Source organism: Pseudomonas sp. S2_C03, assembly GCF_054668405.1.
Map to the genome: position 1 here is coordinate 3,595,952 of NZ_CP162766.1, position 16,241 is coordinate 3,612,192.

Sequence of the window (16,241 nt, forward strand, 5' to 3'; positions counted from 1 at the left end):
CTTTCCCGACTTCTTTCCCTGCTGATCCCCAGCAAAGTCTCGCGATCCGAAATTCGATCCGCGCGAGGCACTGCGAATGTCCAAACCAGACAAGGTCCTGGCCTTGAACAACGCCATCGGCCTGCTCGCGGTCGCCGCCATGGACCCCGCGCAACCGGACGTCGAACCACTGATCGCGGACTTTCGTCTTTGTCTCAACGATTACAACGCCTGGGCGGAAAATTTCTGGAGCGGCTGGGCGTTGGACATCGAGCGGGGGCTCGAACCCATCCTGGCCGAAGACCATGGCGTGGCGACCTTCGGCGAGCCGATCGACGGCCAGCGCTGTCGCATCACGTTCTTCCCCAACGTTTCCAGCGAGCACGTCAAGACGCTCTACGCGTCCTATCAACGTGAAATCGATGAACTGGAAACCTGGTTGCGCCAGGAGTGGGCGACCGAGTTCCAGGAATTGTGGGCTGGATTTTCCGACGCGGCATTCACCGAGCGCTACGGCGTGCTGCAACAAGCCGATTGGCAAGGGTTCGACAACGCGTTGCATGGTTTGTGGGATGACGTGAAGCAAGTCTTCACCTTGATCGCAGACCTGCAGGGCAACCGCGAAAAGCTCCTCGAGTACCTGACGGCAGCTGAACTTGAAACGCTCTTCGGCGCTTCGCCCGAAGCCATTGCCAACCTGCTGTTGCTGCTGAGCGACGAGCCGCTGATGTTCATCCATCTAGCGGCCTTCGCCACTTGGCTGCGCCTGTTGCCGCCGCAGTACGTCGCTGAAGTCGTGGCGCAGGTTCGCACGCCGGTACTGATCGGTTTCCTGCTGGCACGCCTCACGGGGCCCGCCGGACTGAACGTCGGCATCAGCCCCCGGGTATTGGCCACGATCAAGTCCGAGCAGGCCCGCCGCTGGCTGGCCGCAGCGAGTTCGCGACTGGCCGGGCTGGGCACCCAATCCAATCTGGCCCGGCATGCCGGCGCACTCAAACCGTTGATGGTCGCTGCCCGTCCTGCACAACTCAAAGCGGCCCCCGCTGCTGCTCTACAGATCACGACCGCCGAGGCTGCCGTTGCGCAAGTCAGTGATCCGCTGGCTCTCGCACGCACCAGGTCAGTAGCGTGGACCCGGTTGAGCCGCCAGGAACATCGCGACGACGCCCCTTCTCCAGCCAAAAACCCCAATGGCGAGAATGTCGACTCGGCGGACCAAACCGCGACCAATGGCTGCCCGGTGTCGATGGTCACTGGCGAAGGGCTGCTGATCTTGAGCGATGGCGCGCTGAATGGGCTTTTGCCTTTCGAGTTCATCCGCGTTTATCGCACCAGTGCGGTCGAAACGGACAGCGGCCTGGGATTCGGCTGGAGTCATTCCTTGTCGCATCGGCTGGAAATCGAGGGCGACACCGTCATCTGGATAGATCACGAAAACCGCCGCACGCGTTTTCCATTGGCCACCAGCGCACGCCCCGCCATTCACAACAGCCTGGCGCGGGCAGCGATTTATCTGGGGGATGAGCCCGAAGAGCTGGTCATTTCCCAGGCGGGCGAGACCACCCGTTTCTACCACTTCCGGGCGGGACACCTGACCGCCATCAGCGATGCCTATGGCAATCGTCTGACGGTCCAACGCGACCGATCCGACAGGATCATGCGCCTCGACAACGGTGCCGGTCGGGCGCTGTGTTTGCGTTATGAGCGACGCCACCTCGCCACCGTCGAGTACCAGAGCTACCAGGCAGCCGCCACGCCGGAGGATGCATGGCGCACCGAGCAGACCTTGGTGTTCTACCGCTATGACGCTTGTCATCGGCTGATCGAGGCGACCAATGCAGCCGGTGAAAGCGAGCGCTACGACTACGACGATCAGCACGTCATCCTGCAGCGGCAACTGGCCGGTGGCGCGAGTTTTTTCTGGGAGTGGGAATGGTCCGGCAAGGCCGTGCGTTGCGTACGGCACTGGGCGTCGTTCATGCAAATGGACACGAACTATGTCTGGGATGACAACGGTGGTGTGCAGGTCAAAAGCGTCGATGGCAGCAAAACGCTTTACCAGCATGATGAACAGGCTCGACTGATCCGTCGCCTCGAACCGAACGGCGCAGAGCACCTTAAGGCGTATGACGACAAAGGCCGCCTGGTCGCCGAAAAGAATCCACTGGGCGCGACTACTCGATATATCTACGACGAAAACGGGCGATTGAAGGCCCTGATTCCGCCCGAAGGCGAGCCAACATCCTACGAGCATCGCAACGGCTTCCTGCACTCGAAATGCCGCGGCAAGGCGCAGTGGACGTATCTGCGCAATGCCCAGGGTGACGTTATCGAGGCGACCGACCCCGATGGGCAAGTCACTCGCCATTACTTCGATGACAAAGGCCGGCTGCTCTCGACCTGCTACCCGGATAACAGCCGGCATGTCTACGTCCGCAATGACCTGGGACAACTGACCGAAGAGACGCTGCCAAATGGTAGCCAACGGATTTTTTCCTACGACGTCCGAGGCCGGTGCACGACCCGGCAGCACGGCGTCATTACCCACTACACGTGGGACGCCGTGGGGCGACTGCTGCAAAAGACGTCGGCCACAGGCACTAGCCGCGCCTTCCGCTACAACGCCTATGGCAAGGTCATCGCCGAACGCAATGAGCTGGGCCGCGTCACTCGCTACGAATACCTCGACGACCTGCACCTGGCCAGCCTGCGGATCAATCCTGATGGCTCGCAGGTGCGATATCGCTTCGACAACGCGCGCCTGCTGCTGACGGAAATCGAAAACGAATCCGGCGAAAAATATCGCCTGGACCACACGTCCGGCGGGCTGATCCGTCAGGAAATCGCATTCGACGGTCGGCGTACAAAGTATGCCTACGACCTCAATGGGCATCTGTTGGAGAAAACCGAGTTCGGTGACGACGACTCGAAGCTGATCACCGCCTACCAGCGCGACTCGATCGGGCGCCTGCTGGTCAAGACGCTGCCAGATGGCGCCAAGGTCCAATACCGCTACGACAGCGTCGGGCGGCTGGTCAGCGTCGATGATGGTCAGGACCACCCGCTGGAATTCGAATATGACCCACAGGATCGGCTGGTCACCGAACACCAGGGTTGGGGCACGTTACGTTATGGCTACGATGCCTGTGGACAACTCAACCAACTGCGCCTGCCGGACGGCAGCAAGCTCGACTATCACCACGCCCGTGGCGGCACGCTTACAGCCATTGACCTCAATGGCGTGCGACTGACAACGCACACATTTTTCGCCGGTCATGAGCAGACCCGCCGCCAGGGCTTGCTGCTCAGCGAGTACCAGTTCGACGACCAGGGCCGCCTGAAAACCCATGCTGTAATGCAACAGCAATTACTTTATCGCCGAGATTATGCCTACACCGCCACCGGTAATCTCGAACGGGTCAGCGACACGCGCCACGGCCAACGCAGCTATGACTACGACACGCTCGATCGTCTGATCGGGGTACGTCACGCTCGTGACCAGCAACCGGAACGCTTTGGCCGCGACCCGGCTGGCAACCTGATGATGTACGACCGTCCCGGCGTACCAAAGATAAAGGGCAACCGCCTGCTGGTGCAGGGAGACCGGCATTACGACTACGACGCGTTCGGCAACCTCATTCGCGAACGTCGCGGTGCAGGTCAGAAGCTCGTCACCGAATACCGCTACGACTGCCAGCACCGGCTGATCGGCGCCACCCTGGCCAACGGCAGCCAGGCGACATACCGCTACGATGCGTTTGGTCGACGTATCAGCAAAACCGTAGATGGCAAGACGACCAAGTTTTTCTGGCAGGGCGACCACCTCGTTGCCGAAAGCGGCCGCGAGCACTACCGCAGTTATATTTACGAACCGGGCAGTTTCCGCCCCCTGGCCCTGCTCAATGGCAAGGGACCGGGCAAGACTTGCCCGTTTTACTACCAGTTGGACCACCTGGGCACCCCGCAGGAACTTACCGATTCCGGCGGCGACATCATCTGGGCCGCCCGCTACACCGCCTACGGTCGCCTCACCCGCCTCACCCGTGACACCCATGAGGTTCTCGACCAGCCACTGCGCTTCCAGGGCCAGTACTTCGACGCTGAAACCGGGCTGCATTACAACCGGCACCGGTATTACCAGCCCGATACCGGACGGTACCTGACACCGGATCCGAGCAGGTTGGCTGGCGGGCTGAATCAGTATCGGTATACGCGGAGCCCGACGGGGTGGGTGGATCCGTTGGGGTTGAATGGGTGTCCGGGTAGGCGAAGGTGTTCAACAACACCAGAGGCTGAGGACCCAACGGAAGGGGTAAGCGTCGTAGACGCGGAAGTCATGCTCCCGCTCTACCCCGAAGAAAAATACCTATACCGTGGAGATCCGCGCGATCCGGATGAGATTTTTCAGACAGGATTCAAGCCCAGAGGTACCAGCAATGACTTGCTGCTTCACTCGAACGACAGCAGCAATCCTCCAAGTAACTTCGTAAGTACCACCCCGGATCGAGAAGTGGGGATTGATTTCGCAACGAGATTCAGAATGCGAAAAGGTTTCTTGTATACCCTTCGGCCTATTCCGGGGCGAGATCTGGTCAAAGAGTTGGGTAAGCGTTATAAATTTTCCAGTGAACGAGAAGTAGCCATCCAAGGGGGCGTCAAGAAAGAGGATATTCTCGGAGTAACCTCCATTGAAGCGAACGGCCAAGCCACGGGCACTACTATCTTGAACCCCAACAGGAAATAGCAATGGACCGTGTTGAGATAGCGATTATCAAACAGGGCGAGCGCCAGCAAGCCGACTTACTCTGTGACTCGGACAATACGACTATTACCTTTGTCATGGGCAATGGGTATAGCCAGTCTTACGCAGGTAACGATTTTTACCAGTGTCTGGGGCAGATAAGAAAAGAGCATCAAGACGTCACCTTTTTATGCAAGGGCGCCAAAATCAATGTCCATCCGTCCAGCATGTCGTCACAAATGACACAGGGTGTAAAAGCCTACGAACTGACCCTGGGCCGAAACGCAACCAGACGTGATGTCGTGAATATTTTCGATTACGAGGATAAAAATCTCACGAACAATCCCGATCTCCAGAAGCAATTTTTCGAACGCTGGCTCGATACAGAGGCCACCAACGATTAATGCCTGTGAAGCGATTTATTGTTTGTCGCCGCGCTCATCCTCATCATCCGGCGGCCGCTGATCTCGTTTCAGCGAATCGGTGGGCGAAGGCAGTGGATATTCCGGCGTGTCTTCGTCGTCATCCTCATCCATCAGTGGGACTGTTGCATCATCCATCAACGACCCCGGATCTTCATTGCCCGGATCATTGATAAAAGGCAGTCCGCTGGGACCTTTCTCTTCCTTGCCTTGCGTCTTGGGCGTCATGACCAAACCTCGCATCAATTCAGGTGTGTACCAGTTGAGAGGTAGCCTGGCGCCAAACGTTCCAACCTGCACGAACGAAAAAGCCCGGCATCGAGCCGGGCTTTCTTGAGCGATCAGAATCAGTGGCGCTTGTGCCCCTTGCCCAGGTTGCTGCCTACGCCGCCGCCGATTGCGCCGCCCAAACCCGCACCGATGGTGGAGCCGGTCTTGCCGCCCAGGCTATTGCCGATCACCGAGCCGCCGGCAGCACCTACGCCGCCGCCGATCGCAGCCTTGGTGCGGCTGCCCTTGCGCGCGGCCACGGCACTGCCTGCGGCGCCCGCAACACCTGCACCAATCGCTGCGCCGGTGCTGCCGCCCATGCTTTGGCCGACCACGTTACCCAGCGCGCCGCCCAGACCACCACCCAGCGCGGCAGTGCCGTCGCCAGCAGCCATCGCACCTTGAGCGACCAGAAGCCCCAGAACCAGAGCTGGCAGAGTTAAACGCATGACAAGAACCTCAAAATAGGGTGGAAATCAAAAAGGGTCGAGATTGAATGCTTTAGCGGCGAGAATGTCCAGACGCACGAACGCAACCTCGCCTTTGGCGACGGTTGGACAGCGTTTAAGGAAAAGGTTTTATGGCAGGCAAAAAAAAGCCCGCTGGGGAGACGGGCCAGGTGTTGCTTTCTAACGGATGAGTTGAGCCTACGAAAGGCAGTGTGAAAACTTTGTGAAAAACCGGACGCAGAAATACGTCGATAAACACTCCTCTAAACGCGGCAAAAATCGCTCAATGGCGGGGTCCGTGAACGACCTGCTCCCTCTTGGCCGGTGCCGCTACCCTGGGCATGAATTTCGCTTTCGGGCCCAGGCGCACCGTGGTCTTCATCTTGTCGAGCCTGACCTCTTCATCACCGAAGCCCACCATGTACTCGGTCTGGCCGCACTGCACGCAGTTGTTGATTGGAAACTCAGCACCATCGTCTTCGATATATGGATCAGCCATTTCAGCACCCCTTTCAAAAGTGGGGTCGACATCGGCAAGCCCTATTGCCTGAAACCTATCGACCGCCAAGCATTTGAGACTAGCCGGTCATTAGTGGACTTGTGATTCAGAGGCACGATGCCCGACGAATGGAGCGCTCTGGCGCCTGTGTTGTCCTGATTCGGTCAACGCAGCTTGACGGCTGTCCCGGTCACAAAAACCACCACCATCCCGCCCTTCCCGGCTGGCATGCTGATCTCGAAATCAAGCCCTACCACCGCATCGGCCTGAAGTGCCCGGGCCCGCTCCTTGATCTCGTCGGTGGCCTGAATCCGAGCTTCCTTCAGCGCCCGCTCCAATGTCTGAGAGCGCCCCCCAAAGAAGTCGCGCATCCCGGCGAACATATCCCGGATAACGTTGACCCCCTGTACCGACTCGGCGCTGACAACGTCCAGGTAAGCCGTGATTTGTCGGCCTTCGATGGCGTGGGTCGTGGTGGTGATCATGGAATTTCCTATTCATGGCCCTGGTTGAAGGGCAGGCAGCAAAACTAGAGGACTTTGAGCAGCAACGTCGTGACGGTGGCCACCGTGCCGATCAGACCGATGGCGACAGTCACCGGATACCAGAAAACTTCACAGGTCATCTTGCCGGCCTCAGCGTTCAACTTTCGTTGCTCCGCAATCAGCTTGACGATTTCCACGTGAACCTTCTCCAGCTCTGCCTGTTTGGGGGTGAATTCCTGCATAACGTACCTGCGTCCATTCCGGGATTATGAAGGGCGGCGTCATCAACACCATCCGCTGAACCATTCTGGACGCTAAAAGCCCTGCATGAACAGCCCTCCGCAGATCCGCTGACTTTACACCGTTTACCGAAATAGCCTCTGACAACAAGGGGTTGGAGCCTTACGTCCCACACACACGTTAAAAGCCCTACGTCATTATCAGAAGGTCCTACATCAATACGATCAGGTACGCCCCTTCAAAAATCAGCCCCAAGAAAACACAAAACCCCTGACTTCTTTCGAAATCAGGGGTTCTGTTTACATCGAATTTGGCGGTGAAGGAGAGATTCGAACTCTCGATACAATTTCTTGTATACACACTTTCCAGGCGTGCTCCTTAAGCCACTCGGACACTTCACCGTATCTCTTCAAACATGTTCTGTCTGTCGAGGCGCGCTAATGTAGTCGAAAGCATTTCCGATGGCAATTTTTTTTTGCAGAATTTTCATGCGGTTAGCGATTTAGACGTTCCGCGTGCTTTGGGGCATGGCAAACCTGCCAATCTTCGGCTGGGCTTCCCGCTTCGTTGTGCAAGGCAATGCGCGGTGGACGTGCTGCATCGGGGCCTGGCCGCTGAAAACGGTGACTGGCGAGTCAGTCACGGCGCTTTACCTCGCTTACGGTGGTGGGTAACGTCTGCCTCAACTTTCATACAAGGAATAGCGTCATGAGTGAGTTGATTTCCTACCACCTCGAAGACGGTATCGCGACTCTGACCTTGAGCAACGGCAAGGTCAATGCCATTTCCCCGGACGTGATTGCCGCATTCAATGCGGCGCTGGATCAGGCTGTGACTGATCGCGCGGTGGTGATCATTACTGGCACGCCGGGCATTCTGTCGGGCGGGTACGACTTGAAGGTGATGACCGCCGGGCCGAAAGAAGCCGTGTCGCTGGTGACCGCAGGTTCGACCCTGGCCCGGCGCCTGCTGTCGCATCCGTTCCCGGTGATTGTTGCCTGCCCTGGGCACGCGGTCGCCAAGGGGGCGTTTCTGTTGTTGTCGGCCGATTACCGCATTGGTGTCGACGGTCCATTCAGCATCGGTTTGAACGAAGTGCAGATCGGCATGACCATGCACCACGCGGGTATCGAGCTGGCCCGTGATCGCCTGCGCAAGTCGGCGTTCCACCGTTCGGTGATCAATGGTGAGATGTTCAACCCGCAAAGCGCGGTGGATGCCGGATTCCTCGATGTCGTGGTCGCGCCCGAAGCGCTGCAGGAAACCGCGTTGGCGGCGGCGCGCCAACTGAAGAAGATCAACATGAGCGCGCACAAAAACACCAAGTTGAAAGTGCGCAAGGCGCTGCTGGATACGCTGGATAACGCGATCATCATGGATCAGGAGCATTTGGTTTAAATACCCTGGCCATGCCCCTACGAACGCGAGACGCCTGAAACGCAGCGGTGATCTCGCGTTCATCGCGAGCAAGCTCGCTCCTACAACAGTGATCAGAAAAGACCTACAGCCGCTCTAGAACACATCTGACCAAGCAGTCGGAAACTTTTACTTAAACATCGCCTATCTCCTACCTCTACCGGGATAATTGCCGAAAACAGTGCACATCCGTACACTGCGCCACCTTTTGTCCCGGTGGGGCCTGCAAAATGCTGTTTGTGTTACGTATGTCGTTGATGGGCCTGCACTTTATTCTGGCCGGTGTACTGGGCGTGATTCTTGGGCTGTGCCGGCCATTCAATCCGGACAACAGCCGACTTTGTGCACGTTTATATGCCTGGCCGGCGATGTGCATTCTGCGTTTGCGGGTCAAGACGGACGTCGGTCCCTTGATGGACAAACCGCAGAGCTGCGTGATCGTCGCCAATCACCAGTCCAACTATGACTTGTTCGTATTCGGCAACGTGGTGCCCTACCGTACCGTGTGCATCGGCAAGAAAAGCCTGAAGTGGGTGCCGCTGTTCGGCCAGTTGTTCTGGCTGGCAGGCAATGTGCTGATCGACCGTGGCAACGCGCACAAGGCGCGCCGTTCGATGCTGACCACCACACACACTTTGCAGCACAAGGACACGTCGATCTGGGTGTTCCCGGAAGGCACGCGCAACCTTGGAGAGGATTTGCTGCCATTCAAGAAAGGCGCGTTCCAGATGGCCATCGCCGCGGGTGTGCCGATCGTGCCGGTGTGTGTCAGCACTTACGTCAAGCACATGCGATTGAACCGCTGGCGCAGTGGGAAAATTCTGATCCGTTCGCTGCCAGCGATTCCGACCGCAGGATTGAGCCTGGACGACATGCCGCAGCTGATCGCCCAGTGTCGCGAGCAGATGCGTGAGTGCATCGCCTCGATGGATCGGCAACTGCAAGCCGCGTAATACCAAACCCGCCTTGTGCGGGTTTTCTTTTGCCGGCGAAGGACGGGTGAACTGCGCAGATTTCACTGACTCTCAAGCAACAGACAAGGCTAAGCTGAAGATTGTCTGTTACCACCCACCAAGAAGAAGTGAAACTCAATCATGGGTCGAGTTGTTGCTGCCGCGGTTTACAGCGCCGGTAAAAAAGTCACCAATATCACCCTCGACGAAGGCGCCGCCTGGGCTGCCAAGCCTGACCACTTCGTCTGGATCGGCCTCGAAGAGCCGGATGCGCAAGAACTTGCCAACCTGCAACGCCAGTTCAACCTCCACGAACTGGCTATCGAAGATGCCCTGGAAAAACACAGCCGCCCGAAGCTGGAGACGTTCGGTGATGCGCTGTTCATCGTCACCTACTCACCGATCCGTCACGACGGCAAATTGCAGTTCATCGAGACGCATATCTTCGCTGGCAACGGCTACATCATCACTGCACGCAATGGTCACTCGGCGTCCTACGCTCATGTCCGTCAGCGTTGTGAGGCGCGTCCGCTGCTGCTCGAGCATGGAGAAGATTTCGTACTCTATGCCCTCCTCGACTTCGTGATCGAAAACTATCAGCCGGTGGGCGAAGCCATTCACGCCGAGATCGACGAACTGGAGCGCAACGTGTTGTGCAGCGCCTTGAATGAACACGACATCCAGAGACTGCATGGCCTGCGCCGGGACGTGGTGCGCCTGCGCCGTTATGCGGCGCCGATGGTAGAAATCAGCGAGGAGTTACAGAAGCTCAGCTTCCCGTTCATCGACAAGAACATGCGCCCGTATTTTCGCGATGTGCAAATCCATGTGACCCGCCAGATGGAGGACCTGACGACACTGGCGGAGATTGCCAGCCAGACCATCGAGGTCGGGGTGTTGCTGGAGGCGTCACGCCAGAGCGTGGTGCAGCGCAAGTTTGCTGCATGGGCGGCGATCCTGGCGTTCCCCACCGCGATTGCCGGCATCTACGGGATGAATTTCCAGAACATGCCTGAGCTCACGTGGCACTACGGGTATTTCACGGTGTTGGGATTCATTGCGGTGGGGTGTGCGGGGCTTTGGGGCAGTTTCAAAAGGTCGGGGTGGTTGTAAAACGCTCGCTCCCACATTGGATCTGCGATAGACGCCAGACCCTGTGGGAGCGAGCCTGCTCGCGATGCTGTTTCAAACAGTCTGTGGCTTGTGCGCGACGAAGCGCATCATCCATTCGGCCACGGTGGTGCCGTGATGTTCCTGCTCAAGGCTGCTGATGCCCTTGGAGTAAATTTGCTCGCCCAACGCTTCCTGGCGAATATCCAGCAAGGCTCGCGAGTAATCATGGATGAATTCCGGGTGGCCCTGGAAGCACAGCACCTGGTCATTGATGTGGTAGGCGGCAAAGGGGCAAAAATCGCTGGAAGCAATGACCGTGGCGTTTTCCGGTAGCGTGGTCACCTGATCCTGGTGGCTGATCAGCAAGGTCAGCTCCTCGCGCACCGGGTTCATCCACGGCGCCTTGGCTGCCAGTTTGTAGCTGTGCGTGCCAACGCCCCAGCCCTGGGTGGCGCGCTCGCTCTTGCCGCCCAGCAGTAACGCCAGCAATTGATGGCCGAAGCACACGCCGAGCAACTTGTCGCCACGTTCATAGCGGGTCAGCAGATAGGTCTTGAGGGTTTGAATCCACGGATCGGTGCCGAAGGAGTCGGCTTTGCTGCCGGTCACGAGGTAAGCATCGAAGGTCTCGTCATCACGGGGATAATCGCCCTGCATCACGTTGTACACGGTGAATTCGGCCGCGATGGGCTGCTGCGAAAACAGACGCTGGAACATCTGCCCGTAACCCTGATATTGATCGACCAGTTCCGGACGCAGGATGTCGGTTTCCAGAATGCAGATGCGTAGCGACATAAAAAATACCTGACACGTGATGGGAATAATGCACACACCAGAGCCTGCCTCGAAACACGTTGGCAGGCAAGCCCTGGCTTGCGTCATCGGTCCCCAAAAACGCGCTTAAAACACTTCCTCCCTGGCCGCTTTTTCCAGCAACAGGGCCGGCGGGAGAAACCGTTCGCCGTACTGTTCGGCCAGATACTGCGCGCGCGCGACGAAGTCCTTAACACCGTACTGATTGATGAACTGCAACGCGCCGCCGGTCCAGGCCGCAAAACCGATGCCGAAGATCGAACCTATGTTGGCGTCCGCCGTCGAGGTCAATACGCCCTCCTCCACGCAACGTACGGTTTCGATGGCTTGCACGAACAGCAGGCGATCTCGTATATCTTTCGGGGAAATCTGCCCGTCGGTTTTCTCGAAACGGGTTTTCAACGCCGGCCACAAGTGTTTCTGGCCACCCGCCGGGTAGTCGTAGAAACCACCGCCAGCGGCCTTGCCCGCCCGCTTGTACTCGTTGAGCAACAAATCGATGACGGCAAACGCTGGGTGCTCGACCATTTGCTTGCCTTCCGCTTTCAGGTCTTTCGCAGTTTGTTGACGGATATGGCTCATCAGGCTGAGGGAAACTTCGTCAGAGATCGCAAGAGGCCCGATAGGCATGCCTGCCTTGCGTGCCTCGGTTTCGATCATCGCGGCGCTCACACCCTCGCCGAGCATGGCGATGCCTTCGTTGGTGAAGGTACCGAACACCCGCGACGTGAAGAAACCGCGACTGTCGTTGACCACAATCGGCGTTTTCCTGATTTGCAGGACGAAATCGAAACCACGAACCAGGGTTTCATCGCTGGTGTTTGCGCCCTTGATGATCTCCACCAGCGGCATTTTCTCAACAGGGCTGAAGAAATGCAGGCCGATGAATTTACCCTGATGCGGCACGGCCGTAGCCAGGCCAGTGATCGGTAATGTCGACGTGTTGGAGGCGATCACCGCATCCTCTCCGGCGATATTTTGGGCGGCGCATGACACCCTGGCTTTGAGCTCACGATCTTCGAACACCGCTTCAATGATCAGGTCGCAACCGACCAGGTCTGCATCGCTTGCGGTGGGATGGATACGCGCCAGAATCGCCTCGCGCTGCTCGGAGGTCATGTGGCCACGGGCGACCTTCTTGTCCAGCAATGCCGCAGAGTGCGCCTTGCCCTTCTCGGCTGCCGTCGTATCGATGTCCTTGAGCACCACTTCGATACCCGCCGAGGCGCTGACGAAGGCTATGCCCGCCCCCATCATGCCGGCCCCGAGCACACCGACTCGACGCGTGACGTACGGTGCGAACCCTTGGGGCCGTGAGCCGCCGGCGTTGATTTCGTTGAGCTGGAACCAGAAGGTGCCAATCAGATTCTTCGAAATCTGGCCCGTGGTCAGTTCGGTGAAGAAGCGGGTTTCGATCAGGTGTGCGGTGTCGAAGTCCACCTGCGCACCCTCCACTGCAGCGCACAGAATTTTCTCCGGCGCCGGGAGGCATCCCTGGGTTTTGGTGCGCAGGATCGACGGCGCAATTGCCAGCATTTGCGCGACTTTGGGGTGCGACGGCGTACCGCCCGGAATCTGATAACCCTTTACATCCCAGCGCTGTATTGCCACCGGATTGGCCAGGATCCAGGCCCGCGCCTTGGCCAGCAACTCATCACCATCGGCCGCCAGTTCATCGATCAACCCCGCCTGCAAGGCTTGCTGGGGGCGGACTTTCTTGCCTTCCAGCAGATACGGCAAGGCTTTTTCCAGACCGAGCATGCGCACCATGCGCACCACCCCACCGCCACCCGGCAGCAAGCCCAGGGTGACTTCCGGCAAGCCGAGTTGTACCGACGAATTGTCCAGCGCCACTCGATGATGGCAGGCCAGGCAAATCTCCCAACCGCCCCCAAGCGCCGCACCGTTGATCGCGGCGACCACCGGTTTGCCCAGGGTTTCCAGGGTTCGCAGCTGGCTCTTGAGCGTCAGCACCATGTCGTAGAAGGCTTTGGCTTGGGGCTTGCCGACCTTGATGAGCTCATTCAGGTCGCCGCCGGCGAAGAAGGTTTTCTTGGCCGAGGTGATGATCACGCCGGCAATGTTGTTTTTTTCCGTCACCAGGCGAGCGACGCAGGCGGCCATGGCCTCGCGATACACCGCGTTCATGGTGTTGGCCGTCTGGCCCGGCATCTCGATGGTCAGGACGACGATCCGGTCCTGGCCTTGTTCGTAGCGAATGGCTTGCGTCATGAAGAGGCTTCCTTGAAGGCTCAAAGGCGTTCGATGATGGTGGCAATGCCCATGCCGCCGCCGACACACAGGGTCGCGAGGCCAAAACGCAGGCTTCGGGCTTCCAGTTCGTCGAGCAGGGTGCCGAGGATCGCGCAACCGGTGGCACCCAGCGGATGACCCATGGCGATGGAGCCGCCGTTTACGTTGACCTTGTCCGGATCGATGGCCATGTCCTTGATGAACTTCAGCACCACCGAGGCAAAGGCCTCGTTGACCTCGAACAGGTCGATGTCCTCGACCCGCAGCCCAGCCTTGGCCAACGCCTTGCGCGTCGCCGGCGCTGGGCCGGTCAGCATGATGGTCGGGTCGGTACTGGTGACGGCCGTGGCGACAATCCGCGCCCGTGGCTGTAAGCCCAGTTCGCGGCCCTTCGCTTCGGAGCCGATCAGCATCAAGGCTGCCCCGTCGACAATGCCGGAGCTGTTGCCCGGCGTGTGCACGTGGTTGATCCGTTCCACATGGCTGTAGACCCGCAGCGCGGTGGCGTCGAAACCCATCTGGCCCATCATCTCGAAGCTCGGCTTGAGTTTGCCCAGGCCTTCGAGGGTGGAGTCGGCGCGGATGAATTCATCAACGTCGAGCAGGAGGATGCCGTTCTGGTCGCGCACCGGCACCAGTGACTTGCTGAACGCTCCGTCGGCTCTGGCCCGTGCGGCCTTCTGCTGGGAATGCAGCGCGTAGGCATCGACGTCTTCGCGACTGAAGCCTTCCAGTGTGGCGATCAGGTCCGCGCCCACGCCCTGCGGAGTAAAATGGCTGTGCAGGTTGGTTTCCGGGTCCAGCGCCCACGCACCACCGTCGCTGCCCATGGGCACCCGGGACATCGACTCGACGCCACCGACCACCACCAGATCCTCGAAACCGGAGCGTATTTTCATCGCCCCGAGGTTGACCGCCTCAAGCCCTGATGCGCAGAAGCGATTGATCTGCACGCCCGCCACGCTGACGTCCCAATCGGCCACCTGCACCGCCGTCTTGGCGATGTCGGCGCCCTGGTCGCCCACTGGGGTCACACAGCCCAGGACCACGTCATCCACCTGACGGGTGTCCAGTGCAGTGCGTTGTTGCAGGGCGGTGAGCAATCCCGCCACCAAAGTCACTGGCTTGACACTGTGCAAGGCTCCGTCAGCCTTGCCTTTGCCACGGGGCGTGCGTAACGCGTCGAAAATCAGAGCTTGGGTCATGACAGAACCTGACGGTGAAAATATCGAGCCTTCACCATAGGCCGAGCCGCCGCCGAATCAATGACCGCAATGCTCAGCCGGGTTGACGGACACGCTCAGACGAACGGTAGTCGACTACCGGATGAACCGTCTCAGCATCCCGAGCCGTCTAGTAAAAGGCCGGCAAAGAAGCTGGCAATAGGCCTCATGCCGTTTTTAAAGCTTTATTTAACTTAACCATATGAAATGGATCTAAGCCACGGCTGACGCGGGCCTCAACGAGCCCTAAGGTGAACATGTACGAAGTTGTCGTCGGGTTTTGCCGAGCGCTCGTCAAACAGGAAGTGCAACGCTCTGCCGTCATGGAGAAATGCAGGCAGGCATCAGGAAATAACAATAAAGGCGGTCAAGCCATGTTCAAACATTCGAAAGTTCGTCAAGCCGGGCTCATTCTCTTCGCCACTACTCTGTTGTTGATCGTGCCGAACCTGACCAAGGTGATTGGCTGACACAGTTTTTATCGCCTCGTTAAAAATGTGACTGGCCCGCTACCCGGGCCAGCATGGCTGTGCCACCCTTGGCGGCACTTCCACGACATGGGCGGCGAACATGTGAAAAAGCTTTTTCTGATCGGGGCACTGTTGGTGGGTTCGCCCCTGTATGCCGCACAGCTGAACCTGGAGCTGGGCGCAACCAGCCGCACCTGGCAAACCGAAGACTTGCTCAAGCATCCACAGGTCCAGACCATCACGATCAAGGACGACGTTTCCTATAAAAAGGACATGGACTATCGCGCCGTGCCTCTCGCCGCGTTGCTCACAGGCGTCACGCCACAGGATCACCTGCAAGCCGTGGCGCTGGATGGGTTCGCCGCCGAGCTGGCCGCTGCGCCGTTGCTCGATACCAAGGGCTCGCGGGCCTGGCTGGCGATTGAAGACCCCGCCAAACCCTGGCCGGCGCTGTCAGCGGGCAAGCCGAGCGCGGGACCGTTTTATCTGGTGTGGACCGATCCAAAGGCCGGGCACATCAGCCCGGAACAATGGCCGTTCCAGGTCGCGGCGATCAAGCGCCTGGCGCCGGTGGCCGAGCGTTTTCCGGCCCTGTTACCCGATCCAAAGTTGAAGGCAGACGATCCGGTGAACCAGGGTTTTGCGCTGTTCCAGAAAAACTGCCTGGCGTGTCATCGCCTCAATGGCGAAGGTGATGCACAGTTTGGCCCGGATCTGAATATCCCGTTCAACCCGACCGAGTATTTCGGGGCGGACTTCCTCAAGCGCTACATCCGTGATCCGCAGAGCCTGCGGCAGTGGCCGCAGGCGAAGATGCCCGGGTTTGCGGCAGCGGTGTTGCCCGATGCGGAGTTGGAGATGCTGGTGGGGTATTTGAAACACATGGCTGGGCGGAAGGTTAAGCCCTGATCA

At 58.7% G+C, this 16,241-nt stretch carries 15 protein-coding genes and 1 tRNA gene; 7 read left to right on the forward strand and 9 right to left on the reverse strand.

Features of this window, described 5'->3' with window-relative positions; genetic code table 11:
• The first annotated feature begins 76 nt into the window (after positions 1-76).
• Positions 77-4,726, forward strand: a complete 4,650-nt coding sequence (locus AB4N64_RS16555; RefSeq protein ID WP_460116983.1) for an RHS repeat-associated core domain-containing protein — start codon at positions 77-79, stop codon at positions 4,724-4,726.
• A gap of 2 nt (positions 4,727-4,728) precedes the next feature.
• Positions 4,729-5,127 carry a hypothetical protein gene (locus tag AB4N64_RS16560; protein WP_460116984.1) on the forward strand — a complete coding sequence of 133 codons (399 nt, stop codon included), beginning with the start codon at positions 4,729-4,731 and terminating at the stop codon, positions 5,125-5,127.
• 15 nt (positions 5,128-5,142) lie between these two features.
• Here AB4N64_RS16560 and AB4N64_RS16565 read toward each other — a convergent pair whose 3' ends face one another.
• The 6 genes from AB4N64_RS16565 to AB4N64_RS16590 all read right to left on the reverse strand — a co-directional run bounded on the left by AB4N64_RS16565 (position 5,143) and on the right by AB4N64_RS16590 (position 7,489).
• Complete coding sequence (locus AB4N64_RS16565) at positions 5,143-5,373, reverse strand: hypothetical protein (RefSeq protein WP_460116985.1); 231 nt, start codon at positions 5,371-5,373, stop codon at positions 5,143-5,145.
• Positions 5,374-5,492: 119 nt separating this feature from the next.
• Positions 5,493-5,864, reverse strand: a complete 372-nt coding sequence (locus AB4N64_RS16570) for a bacteriocin (protein ID WP_192301938.1) — start codon at positions 5,862-5,864, stop codon at positions 5,493-5,495.
• Between the two features lie 283 nt (positions 5,865-6,147).
• The gene (locus tag AB4N64_RS16575) at positions 6,148-6,363 is read right to left on the reverse strand and encodes a hypothetical protein (RefSeq protein WP_460116986.1); all 216 of its coding nucleotides are present in this window, start codon (positions 6,361-6,363) and stop codon (positions 6,148-6,150) included.
• Positions 6,364-6,527: 164 nt separating this feature from the next.
• Positions 6,528-6,848, reverse strand: coding sequence for a YbjQ family protein (locus tag AB4N64_RS16580; protein WP_460116987.1), 321 nt, complete (start codon positions 6,846-6,848; stop codon positions 6,528-6,530).
• A 44-nt stretch (positions 6,849-6,892) separates the two neighbouring features.
• Entirely contained in the window at positions 6,893-7,090 is a 198-nt protein-coding gene (locus AB4N64_RS16585) for a hypothetical protein (protein ID WP_460116988.1), read from the reverse strand.
• A 309-nt stretch (positions 7,091-7,399) separates the two neighbouring features.
• Positions 7,400-7,489, reverse strand: a tRNA-Ser gene (locus tag AB4N64_RS16590).
• A gap of 307 nt (positions 7,490-7,796) precedes the next feature.
• On the opposite strand from AB4N64_RS16590, the gene AB4N64_RS16595 reads away from it, so the two are divergent.
• From AB4N64_RS16595 to AB4N64_RS16605, 3 genes are all read left to right on the forward strand, one after another.
• Complete coding sequence (locus AB4N64_RS16595; RefSeq protein ID WP_460116989.1) at positions 7,797-8,486, forward strand: crotonase/enoyl-CoA hydratase family protein; 690 nt, start codon at positions 7,797-7,799, stop codon at positions 8,484-8,486.
• Positions 8,487-8,734: 248 nt separating this feature from the next.
• Complete coding sequence (locus AB4N64_RS16600) at positions 8,735-9,457, forward strand: 1-acylglycerol-3-phosphate O-acyltransferase (RefSeq protein ID WP_460116990.1); 723 nt, start codon at positions 8,735-8,737, stop codon at positions 9,455-9,457.
• A gap of 141 nt (positions 9,458-9,598) precedes the next feature.
• The gene (locus AB4N64_RS16605; protein ID WP_460116991.1) at positions 9,599-10,570 is read left to right on the forward strand and encodes a magnesium and cobalt transport protein CorA; all 972 of its coding nucleotides are present in this window, start codon (positions 9,599-9,601) and stop codon (positions 10,568-10,570) included.
• A gap of 72 nt (positions 10,571-10,642) precedes the next feature.
• On the opposite strand, the gene AB4N64_RS16610 is transcribed toward AB4N64_RS16605, so the two are convergent.
• From AB4N64_RS16610 to AB4N64_RS16620, 3 genes are all read right to left on the reverse strand, one after another.
• Entirely contained in the window at positions 10,643-11,365 is a 723-nt protein-coding gene (locus tag AB4N64_RS16610; RefSeq protein ID WP_460116992.1) for an amidotransferase, read from the reverse strand.
• Positions 11,366-11,470: 105 nt separating this feature from the next.
• Positions 11,471-13,615: a 3-hydroxyacyl-CoA dehydrogenase NAD-binding domain-containing protein gene (locus tag AB4N64_RS16615; RefSeq protein WP_460116993.1), complete on the reverse strand. Its 2,145-nt coding sequence runs from the start codon at positions 13,613-13,615 to the stop codon at positions 11,471-11,473.
• Positions 13,616-13,635: 20 nt separating this feature from the next.
• Positions 13,636-14,841: an acetyl-CoA C-acetyltransferase gene (locus AB4N64_RS16620; RefSeq protein WP_460116994.1), complete on the reverse strand. Its 1,206-nt coding sequence runs from the start codon at positions 14,839-14,841 to the stop codon at positions 13,636-13,638.
• 269 nt (positions 14,842-15,110) lie between these two features.
• On the opposite strand from AB4N64_RS16620, the gene AB4N64_RS16625 reads away from it, so the two are divergent.
• Positions 15,111-15,329 (forward strand): hypothetical protein, encoded by a 219-nt coding sequence (locus AB4N64_RS16625; protein ID WP_460126897.1) that lies wholly within the window; start codon positions 15,111-15,113, stop codon positions 15,327-15,329.
• An 87-nt stretch (positions 15,330-15,416) separates the two neighbouring features.
• The gene (locus AB4N64_RS16630) at positions 15,417-16,238 is read left to right on the forward strand and encodes a c-type cytochrome (protein ID WP_460116995.1); all 822 of its coding nucleotides are present in this window, start codon (positions 15,417-15,419) and stop codon (positions 16,236-16,238) included.
• The last annotated feature ends 3 nt before the right edge of the window (positions 16,239-16,241 follow it).

Excerpts from the sequence above, each read along its gene's own strand:
- AB4N64_RS16585 (WP_460116988.1), bottom strand. The coding sequence starts at position 7,090 with ATGCAGGAATTCACCCCCAAACAGGCAGAGCTGGAGAAGGTTCACGTG.
- AB4N64_RS16570 (WP_192301938.1), bottom strand. The coding sequence starts at position 5,864 with ATGCGTTTAACTCTGCCAGCTCTGGTTCTGGGGCTTCTGGTCGCTCAA.
- AB4N64_RS16610 (WP_460116992.1), bottom strand. The coding sequence starts at position 11,365 with ATGTCGCTACGCATCTGCATTCTGGAAACCGACATCCTGCGTCCGGAA.
- AB4N64_RS16575 (WP_460116986.1), bottom strand. The coding sequence starts at position 6,363 with ATGGCTGATCCATATATCGAAGACGATGGTGCTGAGTTTCCAATCAAC.
- AB4N64_RS16565 (WP_460116985.1), bottom strand. The coding sequence starts at position 5,373 with ATGACGCCCAAGACGCAAGGCAAGGAAGAGAAAGGTCCCAGCGGACTG.
- AB4N64_RS16560 (WP_460116984.1), top strand. The coding sequence starts at position 4,729 with ATGGACCGTGTTGAGATAGCGATTATCAAACAGGGCGAGCGCCAGCAA.
- AB4N64_RS16620 (WP_460116994.1), bottom strand. The coding sequence starts at position 14,841 with ATGACCCAAGCTCTGATTTTCGACGCGTTACGCACGCCCCGTGGCAAA.
- AB4N64_RS16555 (WP_460116983.1), top strand. The coding sequence starts at position 77 with ATGTCCAAACCAGACAAGGTCCTGGCCTTGAACAACGCCATCGGCCTG.
- AB4N64_RS16600 (WP_460116990.1), top strand. The coding sequence starts at position 8,735 with ATGCTGTTTGTGTTACGTATGTCGTTGATGGGCCTGCACTTTATTCTG.
- AB4N64_RS16605 (WP_460116991.1), top strand. The coding sequence starts at position 9,599 with ATGGGTCGAGTTGTTGCTGCCGCGGTTTACAGCGCCGGTAAAAAAGTC.
- AB4N64_RS16630 (WP_460116995.1), top strand. The coding sequence starts at position 15,417 with ATGGGCGGCGAACATGTGAAAAAGCTTTTTCTGATCGGGGCACTGTTG.
- AB4N64_RS16595 (WP_460116989.1), top strand. The coding sequence starts at position 7,797 with ATGAGTGAGTTGATTTCCTACCACCTCGAAGACGGTATCGCGACTCTG.
- AB4N64_RS16615 (WP_460116993.1), bottom strand. The coding sequence starts at position 13,615 with ATGACGCAAGCCATTCGCTACGAACAAGGCCAGGACCGGATCGTCGTC.
- AB4N64_RS16580 (WP_460116987.1), bottom strand. The coding sequence starts at position 6,848 with ATGATCACCACCACGACCCACGCCATCGAAGGCCGACAAATCACGGCT.